The sequence below is a fragment of the Raoultibacter massiliensis genome (genome assembly GCF_900199545.1).
Taxonomy (GTDB): domain Bacteria; phylum Actinomycetota; class Coriobacteriia; order Coriobacteriales; family Eggerthellaceae; genus Raoultibacter; species Raoultibacter massiliensis.
Genome location: NZ_LT962670.1, coordinates 674,091 through 697,397, shown reverse-complemented (window position 1 = coordinate 697,397; position 23,307 = coordinate 674,091). Strand labels below are relative to the sequence as shown.

The 23,307-nt window shown below is 58.2% G+C and carries 13 protein-coding genes and 1 tRNA gene; 7 read left to right on the top strand and 7 right to left on the bottom strand.

The window, feature by feature from the left end; genetic code table 11:
- Positions 1-129: 129 nt before the first annotated feature.
- Together C1719_RS02835 and C1719_RS02830 are read right to left on the bottom strand one after the other, a co-directional pair.
- Positions 130-3,255, bottom strand: coding sequence for an InlB B-repeat-containing protein (locus C1719_RS02835; RefSeq protein ID WP_102373699.1), 3,126 nt, complete (start codon positions 3,253-3,255; stop codon positions 130-132).
- Positions 3,256-3,626: 371 nt separating this feature from the next.
- Positions 3,627-5,108, bottom strand: a complete 1,482-nt coding sequence (locus C1719_RS02830) for a helix-turn-helix transcriptional regulator (RefSeq protein ID WP_102373698.1) — start codon at positions 5,106-5,108, stop codon at positions 3,627-3,629.
- 245 nt (positions 5,109-5,353) lie between these two features.
- Between C1719_RS02830 and C1719_RS02825 the strand changes: the two genes are divergently transcribed.
- The gene (locus C1719_RS02825) at positions 5,354-7,195 is read left to right on the top strand and encodes a flavocytochrome c (protein WP_245874289.1); all 1,842 of its coding nucleotides are present in this window, start codon (positions 5,354-5,356) and stop codon (positions 7,193-7,195) included.
- Between the two features lie 156 nt (positions 7,196-7,351).
- Here the strand turns inward: C1719_RS02825 and C1719_RS02820 are convergent, their stop codons facing one another.
- The 3 genes from C1719_RS02820 to C1719_RS02810 all read right to left on the bottom strand — a co-directional run bounded on the left by C1719_RS02820 (position 7,352) and on the right by C1719_RS02810 (position 14,918).
- Positions 7,352-11,752: an SdrD B-like domain-containing protein gene (locus C1719_RS02820; protein WP_102373697.1), complete on the bottom strand. Its 4,401-nt coding sequence runs from the start codon at positions 11,750-11,752 to the stop codon at positions 7,352-7,354.
- A gap of 212 nt (positions 11,753-11,964) precedes the next feature.
- A complete protein-coding gene (locus C1719_RS02815; protein WP_102373696.1) occupies positions 11,965-12,609 on the bottom strand; it encodes a 4Fe-4S dicluster domain-containing protein in 645 nt (214 codons plus the stop codon).
- A 29-nt stretch (positions 12,610-12,638) separates the two neighbouring features.
- Complete coding sequence (locus tag C1719_RS02810; protein WP_180963436.1) at positions 12,639-14,918, bottom strand: molybdopterin-containing oxidoreductase family protein; 2,280 nt, start codon at positions 14,916-14,918, stop codon at positions 12,639-12,641.
- 160 nt (positions 14,919-15,078) lie between these two features.
- Here C1719_RS02810 and C1719_RS02805 point away from each other — a divergent pair, with 160 nt between their 5' ends.
- Positions 15,079-16,707, top strand: coding sequence for a helix-turn-helix transcriptional regulator (locus C1719_RS02805; RefSeq protein ID WP_102373694.1), 1,629 nt, complete (start codon positions 15,079-15,081; stop codon positions 16,705-16,707).
- Positions 16,708-16,819: 112 nt separating this feature from the next.
- On the opposite strand, the gene C1719_RS02800 is transcribed toward C1719_RS02805, so the two are convergent.
- A complete protein-coding gene (locus tag C1719_RS02800) occupies positions 16,820-17,251 on the bottom strand; it encodes a DUF3795 domain-containing protein (RefSeq protein ID WP_180963435.1) in 432 nt (143 codons plus the stop codon).
- 144 nt (positions 17,252-17,395) lie between these two features.
- Here C1719_RS02800 and C1719_RS02795 point away from each other — a divergent pair, with 144 nt between their 5' ends.
- The 5 genes from C1719_RS02795 to C1719_RS02775 all read left to right on the top strand — a co-directional run bounded on the left by C1719_RS02795 (position 17,396) and on the right by C1719_RS02775 (position 22,570).
- Complete coding sequence (locus C1719_RS02795) at positions 17,396-17,749, top strand: DUF6541 family protein (protein ID WP_146007830.1); 354 nt, start codon at positions 17,396-17,398, stop codon at positions 17,747-17,749.
- Between the two features lie 237 nt (positions 17,750-17,986).
- Positions 17,987-18,604 carry a HEPN domain-containing protein gene (locus C1719_RS02790; protein ID WP_102373691.1) on the top strand — a complete coding sequence of 206 codons (618 nt, stop codon included), beginning with the start codon at positions 17,987-17,989 and terminating at the stop codon, positions 18,602-18,604.
- 688 nt (positions 18,605-19,292) lie between these two features.
- On the top strand, positions 19,293-19,904 hold the full coding sequence (locus C1719_RS02785; protein ID WP_102373690.1) for an SLATT domain-containing protein: 612 nt from the start codon (positions 19,293-19,295) through the stop codon (positions 19,902-19,904).
- Positions 19,891-21,231 (top strand): reverse transcriptase domain-containing protein, encoded by a 1,341-nt coding sequence (locus C1719_RS02780; RefSeq protein WP_102373689.1) that lies wholly within the window; start codon positions 19,891-19,893, stop codon positions 21,229-21,231. Before C1719_RS02785 ends, C1719_RS02780 begins: the two co-directional genes overlap by 14 nt.
- Before the next feature lie 238 nt (positions 21,232-21,469).
- Entirely contained in the window at positions 21,470-22,570 is a 1,101-nt protein-coding gene (locus C1719_RS02775; RefSeq protein WP_102373688.1) for an IS1249 family transposase, read from the top strand.
- A 102-nt stretch (positions 22,571-22,672) separates the two neighbouring features.
- Here the strand turns inward: C1719_RS02775 and C1719_RS02770 are convergent.
- Positions 22,673-22,748, bottom strand: a tRNA-Ala gene (locus C1719_RS02770).
- Positions 22,749-23,307 lie beyond the last annotated feature (559 nt).

The window sequence follows — 23,307 nt, the reverse complement described above, 5'->3', positions numbered from 1 at the left end:
ACGTTACGTCATGGGAGTTTGCACGAGTCAAAACTAGGGGAAAACCCTTTATTCTCGGTTCAGACGCAAAAACGCCGGACCCGAGGGTCCGGCGTTTGACAGTCCGCTACGCTTGATGCGTTCGCACCGCTAGCCGTTGCGGCGTTTCACGAAGAGAAGCGCAGTGCCTGCGAGAAGGGCCAACGCACCGAGGCCGACAAGCGCGAGAGGCGAATCCCCCGTAGCCGCCATGCCCTTGCCTGATGCGGCAGGCCCCGGCAACCGCGTACCTCCCGTATCCGAAGACGGATCGGGCACGGGCGCCGGATCGGGGTCGGGCTCCGGGCCGGGATCGGGGTCGGGGTTGGGACCGGGCGGGATGGGCATCTCCTTCCATTTGGCGAAGTACGCCTTATCTTCCTGATCGGCGTTCGAGAACGACGTCACCGGGCTTCCCGAATGATCGGCGCTTTCGTACCACCCGACGAACGCATACCCGTCCTTCGTCGGCGCGGGCAACGCCGTCTCTTCGGCTCCGAACGCATACGATGTCGGCTCGATGCCCGTGATCGGCGTCGCACCGTCCTCGTCGAAGTACCGAACGGAGAACTCGCCCCAGAGCGCCGTTGCCGTCGTATCGCCTGAAACCTCGATGGAGCCGACGCCGCGGTTGGGAAGCATCGTGCCATCGTCGTTCCAGCCCCTGAACGACTCGCCGACGCGATCGGGACCGGCCTCGGGCCATTGGAGGTAGACCGATGCAGCGTTTCGAGGCATCGCATACATATCCGCAACGACTTCGCCGGTCAAAACGTCAACGCCTTCGGCTTCGGCATCGTTTTTGTACAGCACCGATCCGCCATCGGGATCGATCGTCAAACGATGCGACATCATGCCGTCGCCAACCCCGAGCGTCAGCTTGCCCGATAGCGTCAACGTTTTGCCAAGCGCCACCGACGCCGTCGATCGATCGGCACCCGCGTTCTGCAGCAGCAGATGATTCTTCATGGCAAAGCTCTCGAGGAAGTTGATCGAACCCGACGTGCCTGCCCCGATGAGCACCTTGTCGCGATCCGCGCTGTCGGTAAACGCCGCATCGCCTACACGCAGGTTGGCGATGCCGCCGTCGGCTGCGCTGCCCGCAGCCGACGCGGGGGCGACCCACAGATCGTGCCCGAGGCCCGTCTCCGACGAGTTGCCCGCGATCGAGCCTGCATTGACGTCGTACGTCGCGTTAGACACGTACACGCCGCCGCCGTACTGGCTTGCTTTGTTGTTCTCGATCGTGCCGGCAATCGCGCCCTGCGCGTACCCGACGACGGCGACGCCGCCGCCATCCGAGGCGACGTTGCGCTCAACGAGCGAATCGCTCCGCACCGAAAGCGAGCCCTCGTTGGTTACAAGAACGCCGCCGCCCCTGCTCGAGGCCTCGTTGCCGATCACCGAACCGGCGACATCGACCGATGAGCCGGAAGCGAACACGCCACCGCCGTTGATGGCCTTGTTTCCCTGCACAAGGCTGCCCGCCTCAGCGGTAAACGCGCTCGAACCCTGCAGCAGGATGCCGCCGCCCGATGCACTCGCCGTATTGCCCTCGACTCTCGATCCACCCGACAGCGTGAACGTGGAGGCGGCGAACAACGTGCGGTAGTACACGCCTCCCCCGTTTGCGGATTCGTTCCCGGATACCACGGAGTTGTCGCCGATACTCAAAGAACTCGCCGAGTACGCACGGCCGATGGCCCATAGGCCGCCGCCCTGGCTGCCCGAGCTGTTGTCGTTGACAGTCGTACCGAGAACGGTCATGTCCAAAGCGCCATCCGATGCCGCATAGAGGCCGCCGCCGTTATCGGTAGCGGTGTTATTCGAGAATTGCGAGCCGACCACCGTGAGATCGTAGGTTTGCGGAGCGTCCCGGTGGTACAGGAACATGCCGCCGCCCGTTTTGGCCGTGTTGGACGAGGCAGCAACGCCCGTAAGCGCAAGGGAATCAACCGGCTTGCTGCTGGCGACATAGAGGCCGCCTCCGGCACCGTCGGCAGAATTTCCCTCAAGAACCGTACCGGCAAGGCTGAGCGATTGCGCCTGGGCATTGCGGGGGTTCAGGTAAAGCCCGCCGCCGTGGTTCGCCGCGCTGTTGCCCGAAATCGTGCCGTCGACCGTCGCGAAATCATCGGACCTCATCAAGCGCACGACCACACCGCCGCCGTTGTTTGCGCGGTTGCCGCTCACCGTTGCGCCCGCCGCCATTGAAAACCCTACCGACGAGGCCCCTGTCGCGTTGTAAACGTTGATGCCGCCGCCATCGCCGTTCGTACTGTTGCCGGTTACAAGAGAGCCCGGCTCCAACGACACGGTTCCGCCGTTCGCATAGATGCCGCCACCGCTCGAAACGGCGGTGTTGTTTCGAACCACCGCCCCGCCCTGCACCGTAACGCTCCCGCCTATCGCGTTCACCGCACCGCCGTGGCCAACCGATCGGCCGTTCTCCAAAACCGAGCCGGAGCCGAGCACAAGGCTGCCGTTCGTCAGATAGACGTGCGCCCGCGCGCCCGAAATGCCCTGCCCGTCCATAGTCACATTGGAAAGCGTCAGGCCGTTGCCGTTGTCGACGCGAATCAAGTAGCCCGCATAACCGGAGTCGCGGATAAGCTTGTAGTCGTCACCGTCCGGGTTCGAACCGTCGATCGTGATGCTCTTTGCCGTCGAGCCCAGGTTTATTTGAGCCGTAACGAGAATATCGGCCTTGAGTGAAACCGTTTCACCCGACGAAGCGCTGGAGATCGCCGCTCTCAACGATGCGAAGTCGTTCGCCTCGAGCGTCGAGAGCAGGGAGATCTCGTCACCTTCGCCCTCGTCATCGAGAGATTGGGACGAAATCCCCTCGTCGCCCCGGGCGGGCGCATCGAAAGACGGCAGCTCGCCGACAGAGGGTTCATCCGAACCTGCGGCGGGGTTTTCGTCTCCAGCAGAACCGTCGGCGTCTTCCAGGTCGCCCCCTTCTGCCGCACCCTGCCCCGCTTCGCTCGGCGCATCCGGATTTTCGCCGCCCCCTAATTCGGATTCAGCATCTTCCGCATTCGACTCGAAAGGCCGGGCTTCGTCCGCTTTCGACGCACCGGGCGCCGTGGAAGAATCCGTCGCCTCGGCTGTGGCGACCATTCCGCCTGCGCCTGTGATTCCCGTGAAGGAAAAAGCCAGCGCAAACGCCAGAAAAATCGCCAGCGCACGCCGCGGCGCCGTCTTCGTGCCGTATCTTTCCATAGTTTTCTTCATGTATGTCGCGTCCTTATTTGCTATGTAATTTGTTACAAAATAACATATTGCACATACATGAGAAAACGACACACCATTGGACGGAAAGAAAATTTATAACTTCATGCTAATCGCAGGTCATAGGCAGTTCTTCGATAGAGACCTCTCCTTTTTGCAGATACAGCACATCCATCAGCCCGCAATTTGCGCGACAATGCGGTACCGCAAGCAAGCAGGCAGATCGGCTGATACGCCCTGATGCGACCCGCAAAACAACTGGCGCCGCGCGGGTCTGCCGCCGTCCCGGCCGAGCGCCGCATCGGTCACTCGCCGCCTCATACGCCTAGGCCGCTTAACCGCCTTGGCCGGCTCAGCCGTCCCGCTGCGCCGCCCTAGCCGCCAAATCCGTCGATCGCATCGAGCAGGTCCTGCTTCGAATGAACGCCAACCTTTCGATAGATGTTGCGCGTGTAGTTGCGCACGGTGTTTTCGGAGTAGCTCAGCTGCTTGGCGATAACGCCTCGGCTTCTGCCCTGGGCGATCAGCCGCACGATATCCACTTCGACTGCGCTGAGGCCGAACGAGCTGCCGAACAGCTCGAAGGGGTCGTTCTCCTCTTCAAGGTTGACGGTTATCGGGGGCAAGGCGTCGGGAAGCGCTTTAAGCTCGTAAGCCAGCGGCTGCCGAATTTGCGGCTGGGGGCGAAGCACCAGGACCATCTCGATCAAAACCACAAAGGCCATGCAGATAAGCAACCAGAGCGCATGATCGAGCGTCGGGCCCACCATGTATACGATGATCCGCCCGATGCTCATCGCCAGCAGCGCGCCGCCGTACACGAACCCATATATCAAAGCGGTCTCCTTGCGCGAATGCCTTCCTATGAGGGAAATGAAGAAAACGAGCGGAATGTAGAAGCAGGTTATCGCATTGGTAGCGAAGAACGTCCCCACCTCTTCGGATCCCGGCCAGCCGCTCATCAAAAAACCTATGCAGGCTATCATGAGGGCGTTTTCAAAACCCCAATACGCCGACAAGCTGAAGCCCCTCCCCCGCACGAGCACCCACCAAACAGCAAAGGCAATGCAGGCTATCACGAGAAGCTGATGGATGGAGCGCACCGTTTGAGACAGCTCCCTGATCCGACCATCGGGGTAGCCGAGCGCAAGCCCGAGCAAAAGCGCATACAGGAGAAAGGCGATGACGAGCTGAACGACGTAGGGGCGATAACGATCGCTGTAAGCCGTATCGCACTGCTCCGCCGCCGGATCGCCCCTCTTATCCAAAACCGCCATCGATTGCCAGTAGGCGATCACCGAAAGGGCAGGTATGAACAGGTTGAGTATGCCGACGACTTCGGCACTCAGGTAGCCGGCTCCCAGCGACAGCAAGCACGAAAGCGCCAATCCGCCGGCAGCGTAGAGGAAGGCTTCGCCGGGCTTGAGCCTTTGCAAAAAGAACACCCAGATGATCTCGCCGCCAACAAGGCCCATCCCCCCGATCACGAAACGCGCAACCTCGAAGGTCACGGTTCCGAAAAACAGATCCACAAGGTAAAACACGCCCGATAAGGTCATGAGCACTAAGCCCGACCACACGAACAAGGATTTCGTGCCGTGCGAAAACTTCGTTCTGTACGACAGGAACAAGAGAAGCGCGATCACGCCGACCCGCACGATATTGGCGCCCACCGTCACATGGCCGTAATCGGCTGAGAAATGAAGGTTGTAGAAGTTGTACTGGTACCACAGCCGCATAAGGCCCATGCCGAAAAACGCAACGGATAGGCCAGGCAGAAACACCGCCTTGAAATCAGAAAACGACCCCGTATGCAGATCGGGATCGGCACCGGACCGCTGTGGTTGCTTCCTCATGCACACCTCCTCCCGAAGAAGGGATTATAGCATTCGCCGACCGCGCTTTCGGCTCATCCCCCAGATCGCTGCTCAGAAGACAGCCGTTTTACCTGCAGGTTTGCAAATAGGTACATTTTGGACGCCGCCAGGATACCTTTCGAGCCTAGCAGCGCACCGCAGCGGCACCTAAGCTCGCAGCGGCTCGATCACGCGAGTCCAGCGAAGAAACGGTGCCCACAGGGAAAGTGGGCGGAAGGAGGCAGATGATGTCAGGGAGCATGAGCAGAAGAACGTTCGTGCAGGGAGCCGCACTGCTCGGCATCTACGGGGGCTTGATGGGATTCGGTTTGACGGGATGCGCCGCCAAACCCGAGGAGAAGGCCTCAGCCGGCTGGATCGCCGGCACATACAGCGCCGACGTGGTCGGCCATAACGCACCGTTCACCATCGATGTGACGTTCTCGGATACGGCGATCACTGCAATCGACACCGGTACGAGCCAGGAATCGCTCGGCGTGGGCGCTTACGCGCTTGAAGAGATCGCTTCGAAGATGATGGAATACCAAACGCTCAACTGCGACACGGTAACCGGAGCGACCCTTTCGAGCATGAGCCTGCTGCAAGGCGTCAAGGATTGCGCCGACCAGGCCGGCGCGCTTAAGGACCTCGAAGGAAAAGCGGCCCCCGAAGAAGAGATCGCCGACACCTACACGGCTGACGTATGCGTGGTCGGAGGCGGCGGCGCCGGCCTTGCCGCGGCCATATCTGCGGCGCAGGAAGGCGCCACGGTCGTCGTTGTGGAGAAGTGCGGCATCACCGGCGGATCGACGAACGTTTCCGAAGGCGCGCTCAATGCGGTCGATCCGGAGCGTCAGGAAAAACAAGGCATCGAAGACTCGATCGAGACGTTTTACAACTCGACGATGGAAGGCGGCCACAACCTCGGCGATCCGACGCTGGTCCATTACCTCACCGACAACGCCCTTGATTCCGTCCATTGGATGGAGGAGCTTGGCGTCGAATTCAAAGACGAGGTTGGATCGGCCACCGGTTCCCTCGGCGAGCGCAGCCACTACCCCGCCACGCCTTCGGGCAACACCTACATCCGCTCGTTCGTTTCCTATATCGAGAAGAATCCCGACAAGATAACCCTGCTTAACGAGATGCAGGTAACGAAGCTCGCAACCGACTCGAACGGCGCGGTCGTCGGCGTCGAGGCCGCTTTCCGCGGCGAGAAGCCCGTGACCGTCGAAGCGAAATCGGTCATCATCGCAACCGGCGGATTCGGAGCCAATGTCGAATACCGGCAAAAGGTGAACACGGGCGTCTGGTCGAGCGTCAAGCTCGACGACACCATCGGGTGCACCAACATCAAGCCCTGCGCGCAAGGCGAAGGCCTCGAGCTCGCAGAAGGCGCCGGCGTCGAGCTCGTGGGCTTATCCGACATACAGCTGCACCCCTGCGGGACACCGGGCACGGGGCTCATGGAGGATATCCGCACCTCGGGCCGCAACCGCATCTTCGTCAACAAGGAGGGTTCGCGCTTTGTCAACGAGGGAGCCGAACGCGACAAGCTGTGCGAAGCCATCTTCGCGCAACCGGAATCAACGTACTGGATCGTCGTCAACACAGTTCGCTACCCCTCGGAAACCGAACCAGACGCAAACGGCGCCACGATCGAGAATATGCTCTCCCTCGGGCACATCGTCAAAGGCGAGACCATCGAAGACCTGGCAGAACAGACAAAAATGGACGCCGCCAAGCTCCAAGCTTCCATCGATGCCTACAATGCGGTCGTTGCCGGAGAAGCCGAGGACGAATTCGGGTTCAAGGCGGGCAACACTGCCGACGTGCAGCTGACGGAAGGACCCTGGTATGCGTGCAGAAAGGTGCCGACCGTTCACCACACCATGGGCGGCATCAAAATCGACGTGGAATGCCATGCGCTCGACGCAACGGGGGCCCCGGTGAAAAACCTGTACGCATGCGGCGAGTGCACGGGTGGAATCCACGGCAGCAACCGCCTCGGCGGAAATGCCATCGCCGACTGCATGACATTCGGCAGAGTTGCGGGCAAGCAGGCTGCCGCGAACGCAAGCGCATAGAGGCCGACCAGCCGTCCTGATCGTTCGTCGGGCCGATGCGGATCGGCCCGACGGCATGCGCCCGCGCCCGCTCGCCGCAAGAGGCAGCTCGCCAGCGGAGGCCGAGAGAAATCGGACAATCGGCTTAGGCGCCCGCAACAGCGCGGGCGCCCGCCGCTACCTGCGATGCGCTTTGCGTCCCAGCGCGAGTGCCGCAACGAGCGCTCCCGCCAGGGCCACGGCAACCAAAATGCCGACCGCAGCCGCTACGCCGTCCCCCGTTGCAGACGCCGCACCGGAAGCCGGCTTCTTGCCGTTCGACGGATTCGACGGATCGCCGAGATCGGTCGGCGCGCTCGGGTCTTCAGGGTCGGGATCGGGGTCAGGGTCAGGGTCGACGACCTCTTCTTTCTGGTTCTCAACCTGCCCGATGGCAAACGAAAGCGTAGAGCGGTCCAGTTCGACGGCGAAAGCCTCGTCGGTCATCACGTAACCGTCCGGCGCCGCAATTTCGCGCACCAGATACGAACCTTGCGGCATATCGGCAAACACAACCGACCCGTCAGACCCGCTTTCGGCCGTATCGAGAGGATCGTCCGCCTCGGGATCATCCGCCCCATCCCAGATGCCGAACGTGGCGCCGGCGAGCGGCGCGCCTTCTCCGTCGGTCTTGGTCAGCGCTATCGATCCCAAGCTCAAAACGTTCTCGATCTCGCCGAGATCCACCAAAAGCTGCGAGTTGCTCACGATATCGGCAGGGTACTCCGCACCATCGAGCTCGTAGCCATGGGGGGCCTCCGTCTCTTTGACGATGTAGCTTCCTGCGGGCATGTCCGCGAACTCGACCGCCCCGTCAGACCCGCTTTCCACGGTTTTAAGCGGCTGATCGGTTTCGGTGTTCGCACCGTCGGCCCAGATGCCGAAGGTGGCCTCGGCGAGCGGATCGCCGTTCTCGTCTACCTTGACGAGCTTCACCGTGCCATCGAGCGCCCTGACAAGACCCGCGTCGACATCGGTGCGGGCATCGCCGCTTTCGAGGGCGAACTCCTCGGTATCCCACGAGTCCTTGAGCTTCGAATCGTTTTCAGCACCGCTGCCGCCGACGGCATGCGCGGCCGGGACGTAATCGTCAAGCGCATCGACCGCTACCTTATAGGTACCGGGCTTAAGGCCCGTAAACGCATAGCGCCCGCCATCGCCCGTCGTCATCGAACCCGCCTGCACCGGCGAACCGTCGACCATGCGGTACAAGGTCACCTTCGCACCCGCGAACCCAGGTTCGTGAGATTCCTGCAACCCGTTCTCGTTGACGTCCTCCCAAACGTAATCGCCCACGCTCGCCTTCGCGTAGAAACCGCCGTCGATGTTGAGGGGATTCGTTTCGGTGGCAAGGTTCACCGTCGCGCTCGCCCGATAGGTATCGCTGCGAACGAAATCATTGTCGACCGACTTGTCGGAACCAACCCGATGGTCGGACAGCTCGAGGTTAGCGGGCATGTCGACTTCCACGCGATAGCGCTCGGGAAGCAGTCCCGTGAATTCGTAGCGCCCATCAACATCCGTTGTCGTCTGAGCGACCAAGCTGTCATCCCAATCGTAGAGGCGCACGGCCTTGTTCGAAAAGACGGGCTCGCCCGCGTCACGCAGGTCGTTTCCGTCGGTATCTTCCCACAGGATGCCGGCGAGCTTCTCGGTGGCGCCGTTCTCACTCAAATAGAAACCGGACTTGTGCGGCTCTCCGGGAACGATGTAGCCGCCCGCATGTTTTCCGCCCGCCGACATGGTGTTCCATGCGACAAGCGTGCTACCGCCGTCGTTTTGGGGAAGCGTTACCTGCATGCGCATGCCGAACGACTCGGTCGCGAGCAATCCGTCGGTCTTCACGAGCTTAACGGCCTTCGCGGTAGGAGGCAGAGAAGACATTCCATCCCACGGAATCCACGTAGCCCCCGACAGTGCCGAAAAGTCAGTTAGCTCGATGCGGTTCGTGGCGGGCGTCGCATCCTCTGAGTAATACAGCTCGCACGAAGACGGCAGCGCACTGCCATCGGCAAGCGTCATACCGTCGACCTGCAGCGCAACCGTGCTCTTCTTCGCGTTGTCGCTCAGGGCCATCACGTCGCCGAGAGTCGGCAGCATATCGATGACGCGCACCTCCTCGAGATTCGTCGATTCGGGATTCGTGATGTCGAGCGAGTAATAGCCCGTCTTGGGTGCCGACGAGGTATCGACCGCCTGCGTGAGCGCGTAATCGGTCCCATCAGTCGATGCAAGCTTGAGGGGGTTCATCCCCAACCCATTGTCGACAGGGTATCCCTGCCGAAACGTCGCGCCGTAGGACTGACCGGGAATCGCATCAATGATCGCCCAGTCGGCTGGGAGCACGTTGAGCCACCAGTTCGTCGCCTCACCGCCGTTGGTGTATTGCTGCGTCGGATCGTCGCTTGCAACGAGGTAGCGGAAGTAGGCGTTCGACCCGATACCCGGCTTCGCGATGCCCTTGAGGCTGATGCCGTATTGCGTCCATGCGCTCGTGATGTCGCCGTTCCATTCGACCTTGACGAGCTGGTAGCCGTTGCTGGCCTTCGTCACCGACCATGTGGCATCGGGAAACCGGTCGTCGAGCGCCACGTCGAGGATCTCGATGTTCGGATCGACGATCAGATACGACGTCGCATCGCGCAGCACCGAGTTGTATATGAAGTGGCGGATGCTGTACGTGAGTTCTTCGCCGGGGATAATCGGGTTGGGCGACAGGGGGTTTTCGTGCCCCGCGATACCCACCTGGGGATTGTTCGCCACAACGTTCGTCTCGGCGGTACGTGCGTTCTTCACGCCCTCGTCCTCGATAGAGACGTACGAAGAGTTGCCTGGGAAACGGATCTCGCCAGTCATGTAGGCGCCATTGGTAAGCTTGTTATCGTCGTACGAGGTTCCCGAAGTCGTTATCGCATCGGTTGTGGTGGAGAGGATTCTGATTTTCACCGGACTCGAGCCCGCAGGCACTTCGCTTCCATTCGAGCCGAAGAATTTGAATTGAACCTGCGTGACGTAATCGCCCGGATCGAGCGCCAGGCCTTCAACGCTGATCTGTCCCACTGCACTCGGTTCGCCTGCGCTTTGCCATGTGCCCGGGTTCGCGCTCGTCTGGTAGAGCATCTGCGTCCTGACGGTTTGCCCGTTGACAGGATCGAGGATCGCGTACGGCGTCCAGGTGACCGTTCGATACTCGACCGCATCGAAGAAATCAGCCTCCCCTGCGCGTATCGGATCGTCGGTGAGCGTCGCGTCCCTCATGTCGGCGTAGGGCGTGTAGTCGAGCTCGAACGTAAGCGCCTGGCCTCCCGTTCTAAACACCTGGTAGGTTGCGTGCTTCATGAAGAAGGCATTGGCATCGGAGCCGCCGTTTTGATGGGATACCGTCTCGTTGATGAAACCCGTTTCCGCGATAGGGGTTCCATCGAACCGCGTTGCCGTATAGGTGGCCTTGATCTCGTAATCGGTGGTACCCGGCGAGGTCATCGGCGGGTAGCTGTACAAAACGGTGATCTTCTCTTTGGTTGCCTGGTTGCCCACGTTAAGCGTTCCTATGGGCACGGTTGCCACCTTGCCGCCCGCCCCATCGTCGACCACCGCGTACTCGACCCCTTTGTACACGACGGAAAGAACTTCCGCATCACCTGGGAACTCGATTTTCACCGACGCGCCGTTCTGATTGAGGCCGCCCAAGTGCGCCTCGCGCATCAAATCGATTTCCGCCGTATGAAGAAAGATCGGGTTGATGTCCTGAGGTGTCACCTGCATGACGGTTCCAAGAGGCAGGTTGGTCGGATTCGCCTCGTCGGGCGTCATGGTATGGGAATACGCGTTCGATGCCTCAAGCTTGATCTCGGGCTGGAACGACTCGCTGGGAAGGCTCACGCCCGCCGGGAAGCGGAACCAGCACTCGAGCTTTTGCAGCGATCCGACCGAGATCTCGTTTTTGTACGAGACGGTCACCGTATCACCTGGCTGCGGATTTGCGGGCTCGACCGTATACTGCCCGTTGGTCGTTGGAAGCGATTGGATTTCGACGTTGGCGGGAATCTTGAAAGATACCTTCGTGTCGCGCAGTCCCTCGGTCGTTGAGCCGCCGGCGCTGTTGCTGTTCAGCTCAATGACCATCTTGAAGCTCGCACCCGAAAGCGGATCGACGGGCGTCGTGGTTACCGAACCGGTCAGGTAGGCGATCTCGCCTGCCAGAAGGCCGATGCCGCCATCGCTCGCCGCCGCACTTTCGGACTCGGGCGCCGCCATGGCCGCTTTGTCCGATGGACCCGCCCCATCGCTTGCCGCATCATCATCGCCGGACCGCTCTGCGTTTTCGTCGGTCGCAGCGACGTCGTCGCCCTTCGGCGAATCACTCTGTGTTTCGCCGTCGGCCGGGACCGACTCGGCAGAACCGGAAGCGGCGGACGCATCCATGCTTTCGGCAAACCCGAAGCCGGACACGGGTATCAGCGATAGCAGCAGGCAAATTGCCACGAACAGGGCGAACAGTTTCCTCGTCCCCCGCGAAGACTGGGCATTCCCGATCATACTCTCTCCTCATCCTCGAGCCCCTTGATTTATATAAGAGGTTCTATAATTATGGAAGAGATTATATACATTCTTCGAGATTTGTCATCACAAAGGTGGCAAAAACCACAGCCGCCCCGCCGAAACGACTTTTCGCCGTTCCGACAGGGCCTTGCTTTACTTGGACAGAGCTTTTCTTTACCGGCAACCCGGCCCGATGCAATCGGGCGAGCTTACTTTCCCGCCCCCAACATAGCGTCGATATCGAGGTCGCCTTCGTATATATAGTAAACGGATGTCTGCATGTTCTGGCTTTCGAAGATCGTATGGGCGTTGCCGTCGGCAAGGACCTTCGCCACATCCGATTCAGGATCGTCGAGATCGCCGAAACGGCGAGCGTGGGCCGGGCAGGTGGCCACGCAAACCGGCAGTTCGCCCTGCGCCACTCGGTCGTAACAGAAGGTGCATTTCCCTGTGGTGTTCGCTTTGTGGTACGAAAACACCGTCTCTTCATAGGCCGTCATGCCTTCATCGTGATTGGGTTCGACCTCAACCATGAGCTTGCGAGCACCGTAGGGGCATGCGGTCACGCAGCTTTCGCATCCGATGCAGACCTCCTGGTCGATAAGCACGACCCCCTCTTCGGTCTGGTAGGTTGCCCCCGTCGGACAGACCGACATGCAGATCGGATCGATGCACTGCATGCACGCATGCGGCAAATAATCCACCTTCACATCGGGAAACGTTCCCGACTCCTGCTCGTTCACATAGCTGAACCTCACGTTTTTCGGAAGCCCGTTATGCATCGTGCACCCGACCGAGCACGCCCTGCATCCCACACAACGGTCGAGGTCTATCGTCATTCCATAATGGCTCATCGCTGATTCCTTTCCTCTTCCTGCGAGTCCTATGCCTTGCTTGCTTCAACGAAAAACGAGTGAAGCGAAGGCGATTGCGATACGGGATCGAGCTCCGTGCCGTCGACAAGCGCGTTCAGGTTGCTGTCTTCGTAGGCCCACGGATCTCCCCAGCCGCCGTCGACCCACAGCACGCCAGCCATGACGCGCTCCGAGACGTTAAGCAGAAACTTCGCCTCGCCGAAAAGGGAGGTGAGCTTGATCCATTCGCCATCGGCAAGCGAGCGATCCTTCGCGTCGACGGGGTTCATGAGCACTACGGGATCGGGCCGGTTCTCGCGCAGGTACGGGTTGTTGCGGTATTTGAAGTGAGCGTAGTACACGATGCGCCTGTTGATGCCGATCAGCGGGTAAGCTGCCGCCACCTCGGGCTTCGTGGAAGCCGATGCCGCCGGGGGCACGTAGGCGGGCAGCGGATCGTAACCGTTCTTCTTGAACGCGAGATCGACCAGATCGACCTTCCCGTCAGGCGTGTTGAAGCCAGGTTCGCCGTCAGGACGAAGTCCACCCGTTTCGTACTTGCGGTATTCGTGCTTGCCGACGATCTGCGTCGGATTAGCCTTGAGGTCTTCGAATGTGAGTCCCGAGGGAGTGAGCGCGTACGTGATGAACTCCTCTTGGTTCGTCCATGGGTATCCTTCGGCGAATCCCATGCGCTCGGCGAGCGCGTACTCGAAGTCGTAGGTGTTCATGATGCCGTCGCGCGGCTCGATCGCCTGCTGGCGAAGCGTCACCACCGTACCCTCGGCCGACGGATACGTACGATAGTCGTAGCGCTCGAGAAACGTGCAATCGGGAATGAACACGTCTGCCAACTGCAGCGCCGTCTGGGTAATGAACAGATCGTTCACCACGATGAAGTCCAGATTGCGCAGAAGCTCGATCGTCCGCTGGGGTTGCGCCTGCGTGATCGCACCGTTGGTGTGGTACATCATCATCGCCTTCGGCACGTAGGGCTCGCCGGTCTCGATCGCACGAAGCGTTGCGGGCATGCCCGCTGCGAGCATGGGATTGTACGTGGCCGCCAGCGGAGGTTTGTCGACGGCGACCGTGGTCTTGATGCCTGCCGAGTTGCCCATCTCCACGGCTTTCGGATTGCCGATGACATCGGGGAAGCAGCAGTTGCCGCCCTCCACGTCGATATGGCCGGTGATCGACTCCAGAATCGCGATGGCCCGCGTCGCCTGCACGCAATTCGTTTGCAGCGCGAAGTTGTTTCCATCGTGGATGGTCGCCCGCGGCGTGGTGGCGTACGTGCGGGCAAGATCGGCGATGGTCTGCACGGGAACGCCGGTCTCTCCTTCAGCCCACTCAGGTGAGTACTGCTCGATAAACGAGGACAGCTCGTCGAATCCCTGGCACCACTTCTCCACGAAGTCATGGTCGTAGAGATCTTCCTTGATAACGGTGTGAATCATGGCAAGCGCCATCGCGCCGTCGGTGCCGGGGCGAATGGGAATCCACGTGGTCGCTTTGTTTGCCGTCTCGGAGCACACCGGATCGATCGCCACAAGGTTGACACCGCGCTCCATCGCGTCGATGAGCGACGAGAGGCAGCCCTTTTTCTCGTAGCACATAAACGAGCTCGGACGCATCGATGCGAACGGGTTGGCGCCCCACAAGATGATGAGATCGGCGTTGTTGTAGTCATCCTCGTTGCGGAACCCGTACGTGGTGTTCAGCGCCACCAAACGCGGCACGAAGCACAGGTTGGGCACGGCAGCCTGATTGGGCGTGCCGTAGCGCGCATAGAATTCCCAGTATGCGTTGCGCACGATGTTCTGCACGGGCGCGCCGTTGCTGTAGCAAAGGTACTCGGGACCGTACGTGTCCCTGATTTCAGTGAGCTTTTCGGCAATGTAGTCGAGAGCCTCATCCCATTCCATCTCTTCCCATTTGCCCTCACCGCGCTCCCCCGCACGCTTGAGCGGCTTGGTCACGCGATCGGGCGCGTAGACCACGTCGAGAAACGCCTGCCCCTTCGGGCACAGAGAACCCTTGCCGTGCGGATGCTCGGGATCGCCCTCGAGCGAGATGATCACGCCATCCCTCACGTTGGCAATCATACCGCAGTTGTTATGGCAGTTGCCGCATGCCGTGCGAACCTTGGTGATCTCGCCGTCGGTCATGGGCGATACGTAAGGCTCGTGGGCATCTGCCTCCTCGGGCTTCCCGCTGTCTTTGTTCGGGCTGCATCCAGCCATACTGAGTGCCGCAACACCTGCCGCCGACGATGCGAGCGCAGCGAATTGTCGTCTTGTCAGTTCCATGCTTTCCCCTTCCACCCTATCTGATTGATCGGACAGCGCACACGTTACGGGAGCCCGATATTTGCACATCACACCAGCGGTGTGAGACGCGTTTTCCACACTCCTGGTGGACCTCCCCGCCCCCGTATGTCGTATACTGGGCACAAGGGGGGATACGGGAATGAAGGAAAAACGAAGCGCAGGCCCGTTTGGCGGGCTTCTGAACGATTGGCCTTTGTGGCTCGGTTACGGCTTGTTCTGTAATTGGCTTTGGTTCCTCTTCGTCAAGCCCCTGGGCGCAGCCATGGGCACACCCGGCTCCGCCGTCTTGCTAGACGACCGCAGCATCATCATCGCCGCCGCGCTCGCAACCTTCGCGATCGCATGGCTGCTGCGCGGACGCATCAACGTGATCACGCAAACCGCCACGGCGGCTTTCGCCATTGTGACAATCGCCTCGTTTGTTCCGAACATCCCGTCTGCTTTCATGCAACCGATCGCAAGCATCTGTTCGGGGGCGCTTGCCGCTCTGCTCTTCGCTTCGTGGAGCCCCCGTATCGCCCAGTACGATTCGAGACGGGTCATCAGGATCGCCTCGCTTGCGCTTGCGGCCGCTTCGCTTGGCGCTATCGTCATATTCCTGCTCGATGCGAGCAAGCAGGATATGCTGCTTGCCCTTGTTCCGCTCGGAAGCGCCGCACTTCTGCTTACGCTTCCCCGAAGATCAGAAGAAGGAAAAACACTTGGAAGCAAGAGCACGAAAAAGCGTCCGCGAGGCCGAGAGGAAGAGGGTGCCGGCAATTCCGACACCCGGAACCTCGCCGCGCAAGACGCCGACGCAAAGGACGCTCATGGAAAGGCAGGGGGGGAAGGGGCGTTTCGGGCTATGCCCTGGCGTCTTTTGTGCACGGTATTCCTTCAAGGTGCCGCAATCGGATTGTGGCATTTCATCTTTCAATCGGTGACCATCGTCAAATGCTCTGCACAATTCTGCATCTGGCGCGAGATGGCAAACGTTTTCAGTACCCTGGGGTTCCTCGACTTTGTTGGGTTCAGCAGCATTCTCGGGTTTTTGCTGGCACTCGCCCTTCTGCTTCTTACCGCATACTTCCTGCATCTGAATTATCGGCGGCTCATCTACCAGATAGGCATCCCGTTTATGGCGCTCGCCTTCATCGTCATTTCCTTTAATGGAGGCATCATCCAAAACGGCACGCAGATGACAGGCGATCTGTTCGTCATCGGCGAAATCCTCTACACCGCTGGATACTTCTATGTATTCGCCATCGTCCAAACGCTTTGCTCGCACCTTGTTTCCGACCGACGCCCGCAAGAAGCGGTGTTCTTCTCTGCCGTCGGATTCCTGCTTTTGGCAGGCCAAGCCGTCGGCTACCTTTCCGGCATGGGCGCAAACGCGCTCGGCGTAAACGGAACCGACATGTGCATGCTGGCGGTTTTCGTGCTCATGATGTGCGGGCTGATCCTCATCAAAGGCAACCCTATCTGGGAAGATCTGGGCGACGCGAAGCCCGCCGCCACATCCTTCTCAAAAGGCGCATTCAGGCTAGCATGCGACGAAGTGGCAACCGAAGCGAAGCTTACGCCTCGGGAAACCGAAGTCTTCATGCTGCTTGCGCACGGGAGAAACCTCGGATTCGTGCAGGAGCAGCTCGTGATATCGAGAGACACGGCCAAATCGCACCTACGCAATATCTATCGCAAGCTCGACGTGCATGCGCAGCAAGAACTCATGAGCATCGTCGACGCACGGGCAGACGAGCTTCGAGCGGCGAACCGAACGAAAGGATAGGAAAGCGAGCCAGAGCGAAGGTTTGCACGCAAGCGAAAAGATGCCTGCCGCCTACGCCGTCTCGTCGATCCAGGCTTCCGGCAAGGCCGGCTTCTTTTGCCTGCGCCGTTCGCTATTCGCCTTCGAGAACGGGGCCGCGGCCCACGATGAAATCGCCTTCGTAATAGCGTTCGCGGATGAGAGCCGACTCTTCAATCCAGGCCTCTATGCCACGGGTCTTCATTCGGCACAGATTGTAGATCTTCATGTTGTGGGGATAATCGGATCCCTTTTCCGTAGGAGCCAACAAACCGCAAGGGAATTCGTCGCACTCGAAACAATAGGCGACGCCCCTTCCTTCGACGCACGACCACGTTGCGCAATCTCCTTGCGCCCAATAGCATTTCCCTTGCTCGCCCCTACAGCCCTTGCAGCCGACCTCGTCAAACGAAAGGGAGAGCCGCTCGGCCTCTTTCCGCTTGAACTCATCAGTCAGATTCGCTTCGAACCAGCTGCAGTTGAAGCAGTCCAACCCGCAGGGCGCGATGCAGTCTTTCTTATCCACGTTCGACACTCCCGATAATCCTCAGTTTGCCCAATAGTCCTCTCATTAGACCACAGGCAGATGCGCTTGAACAGGATCGTCCGCGCAAGCATGCAAGAAGCCCTCCCGGCTTTTCCCGCCCTGGAAGCAGCACCGATCTCCGGGATGCACCCAAAGATGCGTGCGGAACTGCGAAGCAGAGCATCGTTCGCAGCCGCGAACCTGGACAAGTCGCAGCTTCTTTTCTCCGCCCAGGCAGACTTCTCCCGAGCCATCGCCGAATACAGGGAAGAAGGGTCCGATGCCGCCGAAGTGCGCGCGGCGGCCGCACGGCTCGATCTCGCCTACGTGATGCAGATGAGCGATGCTGAGAGCACGACGACGCGCTTCAGCGAGCTCGACCAGATCGACTACGCCCCTGCGGGCCCGAATAGCAGGATTGATGAGAGCACGCCCGGCTTCGAGCTCGTGGCCGAACAGGACGGCATGCGGCTTTACCGGCTTCTGCCCGCCGTCTGACAACAGGCAAGCCGACGTCTGGACGGATTGAGCGCGTCGCCGCAAACCCCATCATGCCGGGCGGATGCCTTTTCTTATTTTCCTATTTGCGAACTTGCATAAATTCATAAGTTCATATTTACGAATTTACGAAAACCCATCTTCTGCCTTTCGGGGTGGGCAGCACCGGCGGTTCGCCACCGATGGTAAAATGCTCAGTACCTAACTAACGGCAGCACCGATTAGGAGCTTCGCAGCATGACGGAAAAGGTATTCAGCGAGCGTATCTTTCCGCGATACGAACCAGAGAGCGTGGTGAAGAAGCAGATGGAAGCGTTCAGCGATCCGACAATACCCAACTTCTCCCTCCTGAACCTCTCCTGCTTTGCCAAAGAATACTTCAAGGACGATTCGTTCGAGAAAGAGTACATCAAGTCGTTCTTGCAAGCAGTGAAGGTTCTGGCGCGGGAGGGCCGCAAGGATACGAACAGACCAGAGGGGCAATTCTTCTTCAATTATTCCTACGCATTGCCCGTCCTCTACATGACCCGTCACTGCATGGAGCTTACGCTGAAACGCGCGATCAGGAGAAAAGGCGGCAACCCAGCCGCCACCCACGACCTCAAGAGGCTTTGGGAAGATTTTCTCTCCATGGTTCCCGCCGAGAGAACAGTGGAAGACCATCAGGCGATCGAAAACATGGGTCTGTTCGTGAAGGCGCTCTCCGATATCGACGGCACCGGCTTCGACCTTCGATATCCCAAAGACAAGAAGGGCGGGCAATACACCCAGGATAGACCCCTTTTCATCGACAACGAGCAAACGGCTTGCTACTTGAATTCATTCGTCAAACAGCTAGAACTTGTCTGCGTATAGCCGAAGACCTCGTCCGCGGCCTTCCAACCAATCCAAACATCGGCGTTTGCAAATATATGAATATTCATACATTCATATTTGCGCATGTCTCTCGACTCAGCAGATACCAGCCTGTTGGCATACAACGCATCGACTGGTTCAGCAAACGTTACAGCATAAAAATCGGCGCTACCTGGCGCTGACGAAAGTCGTCCACGAAAAACCCACAACTCCGATCTGAAAAGCGTTCCCCGGGCCGAAAAACCAATTATTACCAAATAGGTTGCTGATACAATTTCGGCAAATCCTGGTCAAAAGTAGATCGTAAAACAAAAACGAAGCCAGACAATTTTCGCTGTCTGAACTCACTTTTATCGCTGTGGAGATGATGGGATTCTAACCCACGACCCCCATGTTGCGAACGCGACGCTCTCCCAAAGGGTACGTATAACATCCCGAAAGTTTAGTAACTAAAATGGTGATGAGTCCTCCTTGAAGAGCAATCGTGCCAACCAATAAGAAACCGTCACGACTCGCGGTAATGGTTGTATAATTTTATATGGGGTAGCGTCAACGTAAATGAGATTTTCCTTATTCTTTATTGCGTTGATTGCCTATTGGCGATATCGGTAAGCTATGGTTTTACACCTTGAAGACTCCGAGAGGGGTATTGGTTAGGTTTTCGACGCTGCCCCTAGACGGAGGAACAGTGAAGCAGGCAATTCCAAAAAGAGAATATCTACCTGAGATCATTTCGAAGTCGAGACTCTCTCATATCGAGGCGGAGCGAAGACTGGTGCGATACGATCAGCTTGTCAAACGCGCGAACATTTATTACGCATGTTGGATGGTTCTGTTTTCGCTGCTATCGTTTTGTTTTCCAGAATTCCAACTAGTGTCTTTTCTGGCGATCGCGCTCGCAGTCATGCTGACAATCGTAACCGTGTTTGCTTCATTGCAAGACTACGGTTCAAGAGCATTTGAGATGAGGTCTAGTTATTTAGAAATGCAGAAACTTTGGCTCGAGCTTGACAGCGTTCCGGAAGACGAGGATATCGATAAAAGAGCCGATCGTATAGGCGAGGCGTACATCTCAGTTCTCATGAGAACGGAAAACCATACGACAACTGATTTTGTTACGAGCTGTTTCAAGCAGGTTGAAATTGAATCAGATTTACCCAAAGACGAGTTGGGCGATGGAAGAAAGCCATTAGAACGCTTTAGAAGCCGATGGTTGGAGGTGTTTGTATACGGATGCCCTATCATGCTAATAGCCTTGACATCCATAATATATACAGCGGTGGAACATGCGTGCCTTTGAAGCTTACCGAGTACATTTTACTGAAACTTCCTTAAGACGCACCTTCTTCGAACGAGTGCTTGGCGGACACGCAGTTGGCCTCGATCGCATTACACCAGTACGCTTTGCGAATGACCTCGACCGTGAGATATCGACCATACTGCGTAAAGTAGGGAATTTCTCTTTTCAGTTTACACCCTATCGTTTGTTGCTTTCATCAAAAGGGAGGGGATGCATCCCTCGGGAACTCAACATTCCAACGGTACGAGATAGGCTTGTTTTTGCAGCACTGTCGCAGGTACTTGACGATGTCTATGGTATTGCATGCAAAACCTGTCAACCGCAACTCGTTGTAGAAGGAGTCAGAGAATGCGTCGAGTCAGGCAAATATTCACGATGCCTCAAGATCGACATAAAAAGGTTTTACTCGTCCATACCACATGACAAGCTCATGCGGACGATTCGCAAACGCATTCGTAAAAACGAGGTGTTACGGCTGATCGAAGCAGCAATCAAGACACCATCTTCTACTCTCGGAGAGAAGGCCTCAGGGCAACGCTACGAAGGCGTTCCGGAAGGTCTTTCTATATCGAATAGACTTGCAAATATTTTTGTCGAGAGCCTCGATACTGTTTTTGCGAAAGCTCCCAGCGTCTCATATTTTCGATATGTAGATGACATACTGCTTTTTTGCTCCGACGACGAGGCAAAAACGGTGCAGTCGAAGTTTGAAGAGGCCATAGATAAACTCGGCTTGACAATCAATGAAGAAAAAACCCGTCTCGTAGACCTTACAATTGATTCCCTTGATTATTTGGGTTACGTTTTCAAACCTTCAGGATGTTTAACCGTTCGTTCATCAACGGTGAAGCGACTTGAGAAAACCCTTGATGATAAGTTGAGAAAAATGCGCGGCGTTCCTGATCCTGCCAGCCTTCTTCACCATGTTAACAACAGGATAACAGGTTGTCGGATTACGGAAGATGGGACCAATTTCGAACGATATGGGTGGCTTCACTACTATTCTCGAATCGACGACATAGGCCTTTTGTGTCATCTCGATTCGCTCGTTACCAAATTGATAGTCCGATACGATTTGCCAATCCAACAAGATATAAAGTGTTTTAAAAAAGCATTTTATGAGATTAAGTACAAGGCAAATCGGACCAAATATATTCCAACTTACGATATGAACGCCCCCAAAGAAGTTAAGATTCGAGATTTAAAACTATTATTCCCTTCAGAAAGATGGGATGACTTAGACGACGCAACGGTAAATCTTTTATACTCACGGAGAATTAGAAGTATGGCAAACCAGCTCGAAAAAGACCTCGGGCTAATTTCTTAGCCCGAGAGGCTATATAGATTTTCGAAAACAACCGAAGCTCATGCGACTTATGGGGTTATAGGACAAAAAGTGTGTCTGGATAAGGGTTATTTTCCCAGTTCAGGATAGGTAAATCGTATCAAAAAGTTGATTCGGCCCAACTTCTCACCCGGACAAAAAGTGTGTCCAATCTTCTCTTGACACGCCTGCTCGAGGTAGCTTTTTCAAGGAAAAAGTTCGCCTTGGACAGGAGCGGCCGATGGATAACCCGAAGTGCACCGCATGCGGCGGCGCCATGAAGCGCAACGGCAGGACGAGCGCAGGCGCGCAGAGACGGAGATGCGGCGCGTCCATGACGCACCGCATCGATGCTTCCGCCAAGGCGCTATCGACCTTCCTCGCGTGGCTCTTCTCCAAGCGCACCCAGGGCGACTTCGGATGCTCCTCGAGGACGTTCCGCAGGAAAGCGGAGAGATTCTGGGAGACGTGGCCCTTGCCCTCGTACACTGGCGAGGTCTGCGATGTGGTGTTCCTCGACGGGATCTGGGTCTCGGGCCTCGTCGTGCTGATCGCCTGCACCAAAGAGCACGTGCTCGCATGGCACCTGGCCGAGAGCGAGTGCTCGGGCGCGTGGGCGGCGCTCATGGCGAAGCTCGCGCCTCCCGTCATGGCGGTTTCGGACGGAGGGCCGGGGTTTGCGAAAGCCGCCCGCGCGATGTGGCCCGAGACCCGCATCCAGAGATGCACCTTCCACGTGTTCCGCCAAGTCAGGAGATGTACGACCTCCCGCCCCAAGCTCCAAGCGGGAAAGGAGCTCTACGGCCTCGCCAGGGACCTGCTGAAGGCCAGGGACGCCGATGCGGCCGCGAAGTGGCTCGCAGGGTACGCGGAATGGTGCGCGAAGTGGGAGTCCTTTCTGCGCGAGTTCGCCTTCAAGGACGGAAAGAGGCAATACGTCCACCGCGAGCTCAGGAAGGCGCGGCGGGCTCTCAACGGCCTCGTCCAAACGGGGACGCTCTTCACGTTCATCGAGATAGCCGAGGAGCGCGGAGGCGAGTGGGACTCCACTTCCAACGTGATCGAGGGCGGCGTGAACGCGCGTCTCCGCGAGATGGTCCGCAACCATCGGGGCCTCTCGCGAATGCGGCGAGTCAAGGCGATGTTCTGGTGGTGCTACATGCACGCCGAGGCTCCGCTGCCGGCAGCGGAGATACTGCGAGTCATGCCCACCGACGACGAGGTCGCGGGGCTCTTCGCGATGGCCTCCAAGCCCAAGAGGCGGGACGACGGGGCGCCCGAGGAGTACGAGTCGGGAGTGGCCTGGGGAGAGTTTTACGCAGCGGTTGAATACCATCGGTGAATAATAGGATCGGACACACTTTTTGTCCTATAACCCAACTTATGGTATAAGCATTAAAAATCGGGACCAGAAGCAGCGCTTCCGGCCCCGATCAAGTTTCCGTGGTGGAGATGATGGGATTCGAACCCACGACCCCCACGTTGCGAACGTGATGCTCTCCCAGCTGAGCTACATCCCCACGAAAGTGCGCATTGCGCGAGAAAGTATTTTCCCCGCAACGCGCCTGTTTGTCAAATGAAATCACGCTTTCTTCGGAAAAGAGCTTCCAGCTCTCGCCTCGCTTCGAAAAAGCGAGGTGCATACCCGCCGTCGAGAAGAGCTCTGCCATCATTTTGCACAGTTTTGGCCAGATTCATACAAGCAAAAGCATCTCGAGCAGCAGAAATCGCCTTCGCGCGACCCTGCCCCGAAGCGCATGGCATCATCTTCCCTGCTCATTGAGGCGATACCGCTTTTCTAGATTTCGAATGCCAACAATACAGACGCGAGCTTGTATGAATCTGGCCAAAATTGTGCAGAGGGGGTGCGGACAAAAAGTTGGACCGGATTCCGGTCCGGAAAGGAGCCCGCACCATGTATTCCAGAGAAGAGAAGACGGAGATCGTCGAGGCGTTCCTTGCAAGCGGCTTGACGGCCGCGGAAGCCGGAAGGCGTCCGGGCTGGCCGTCCCGCAGGCTGTTGGCGGAATGGGTCGATCAGGCGCGGCGCGGCGAGATCGCCGTCGCGCTGGCCGAGCC

Bases quoted from the DNA above. Each gene is read 5' to 3' on its own strand.
- C1719_RS02835 (WP_102373699.1), bottom strand. From the start codon at position 3,255: ATGAAGAAAACTATGGAAAGATACGGCACGAAGACGGCGCCGCGGCGT.
- C1719_RS02830 (WP_102373698.1), bottom strand. From the start codon at position 5,108: ATGAGGAAGCAACCACAGCGGTCCGGTGCCGATCCCGATCTGCATACG.
- C1719_RS02825 (WP_245874289.1), top strand. From the start codon at position 5,354: ATGATGTCAGGGAGCATGAGCAGAAGAACGTTCGTGCAGGGAGCCGCA.
- C1719_RS02820 (WP_102373697.1), bottom strand. From the start codon at position 11,752: ATGATCGGGAATGCCCAGTCTTCGCGGGGGACGAGGAAACTGTTCGCC.
- C1719_RS02815 (WP_102373696.1), bottom strand. From the start codon at position 12,609: ATGAGCCATTATGGAATGACGATAGACCTCGACCGTTGTGTGGGATGC.
- C1719_RS02810 (WP_180963436.1), bottom strand. From the start codon at position 14,918: ATGGAACTGACAAGACGACAATTCGCTGCGCTCGCATCGTCGGCGGCA.
- C1719_RS02805 (WP_102373694.1), top strand. From the start codon at position 15,079: ATGAAGGAAAAACGAAGCGCAGGCCCGTTTGGCGGGCTTCTGAACGAT.
- C1719_RS02795 (WP_146007830.1), top strand. From the start codon at position 17,396: ATGCACCCAAAGATGCGTGCGGAACTGCGAAGCAGAGCATCGTTCGCA.
- C1719_RS02790 (WP_102373691.1), top strand. From the start codon at position 17,987: ATGACGGAAAAGGTATTCAGCGAGCGTATCTTTCCGCGATACGAACCA.
- C1719_RS02780 (WP_102373689.1), top strand. From the start codon at position 19,891: ATGCGTGCCTTTGAAGCTTACCGAGTACATTTTACTGAAACTTCCTTA.
- C1719_RS02775 (WP_102373688.1), top strand. From the start codon at position 21,470: ATGGATAACCCGAAGTGCACCGCATGCGGCGGCGCCATGAAGCGCAAC.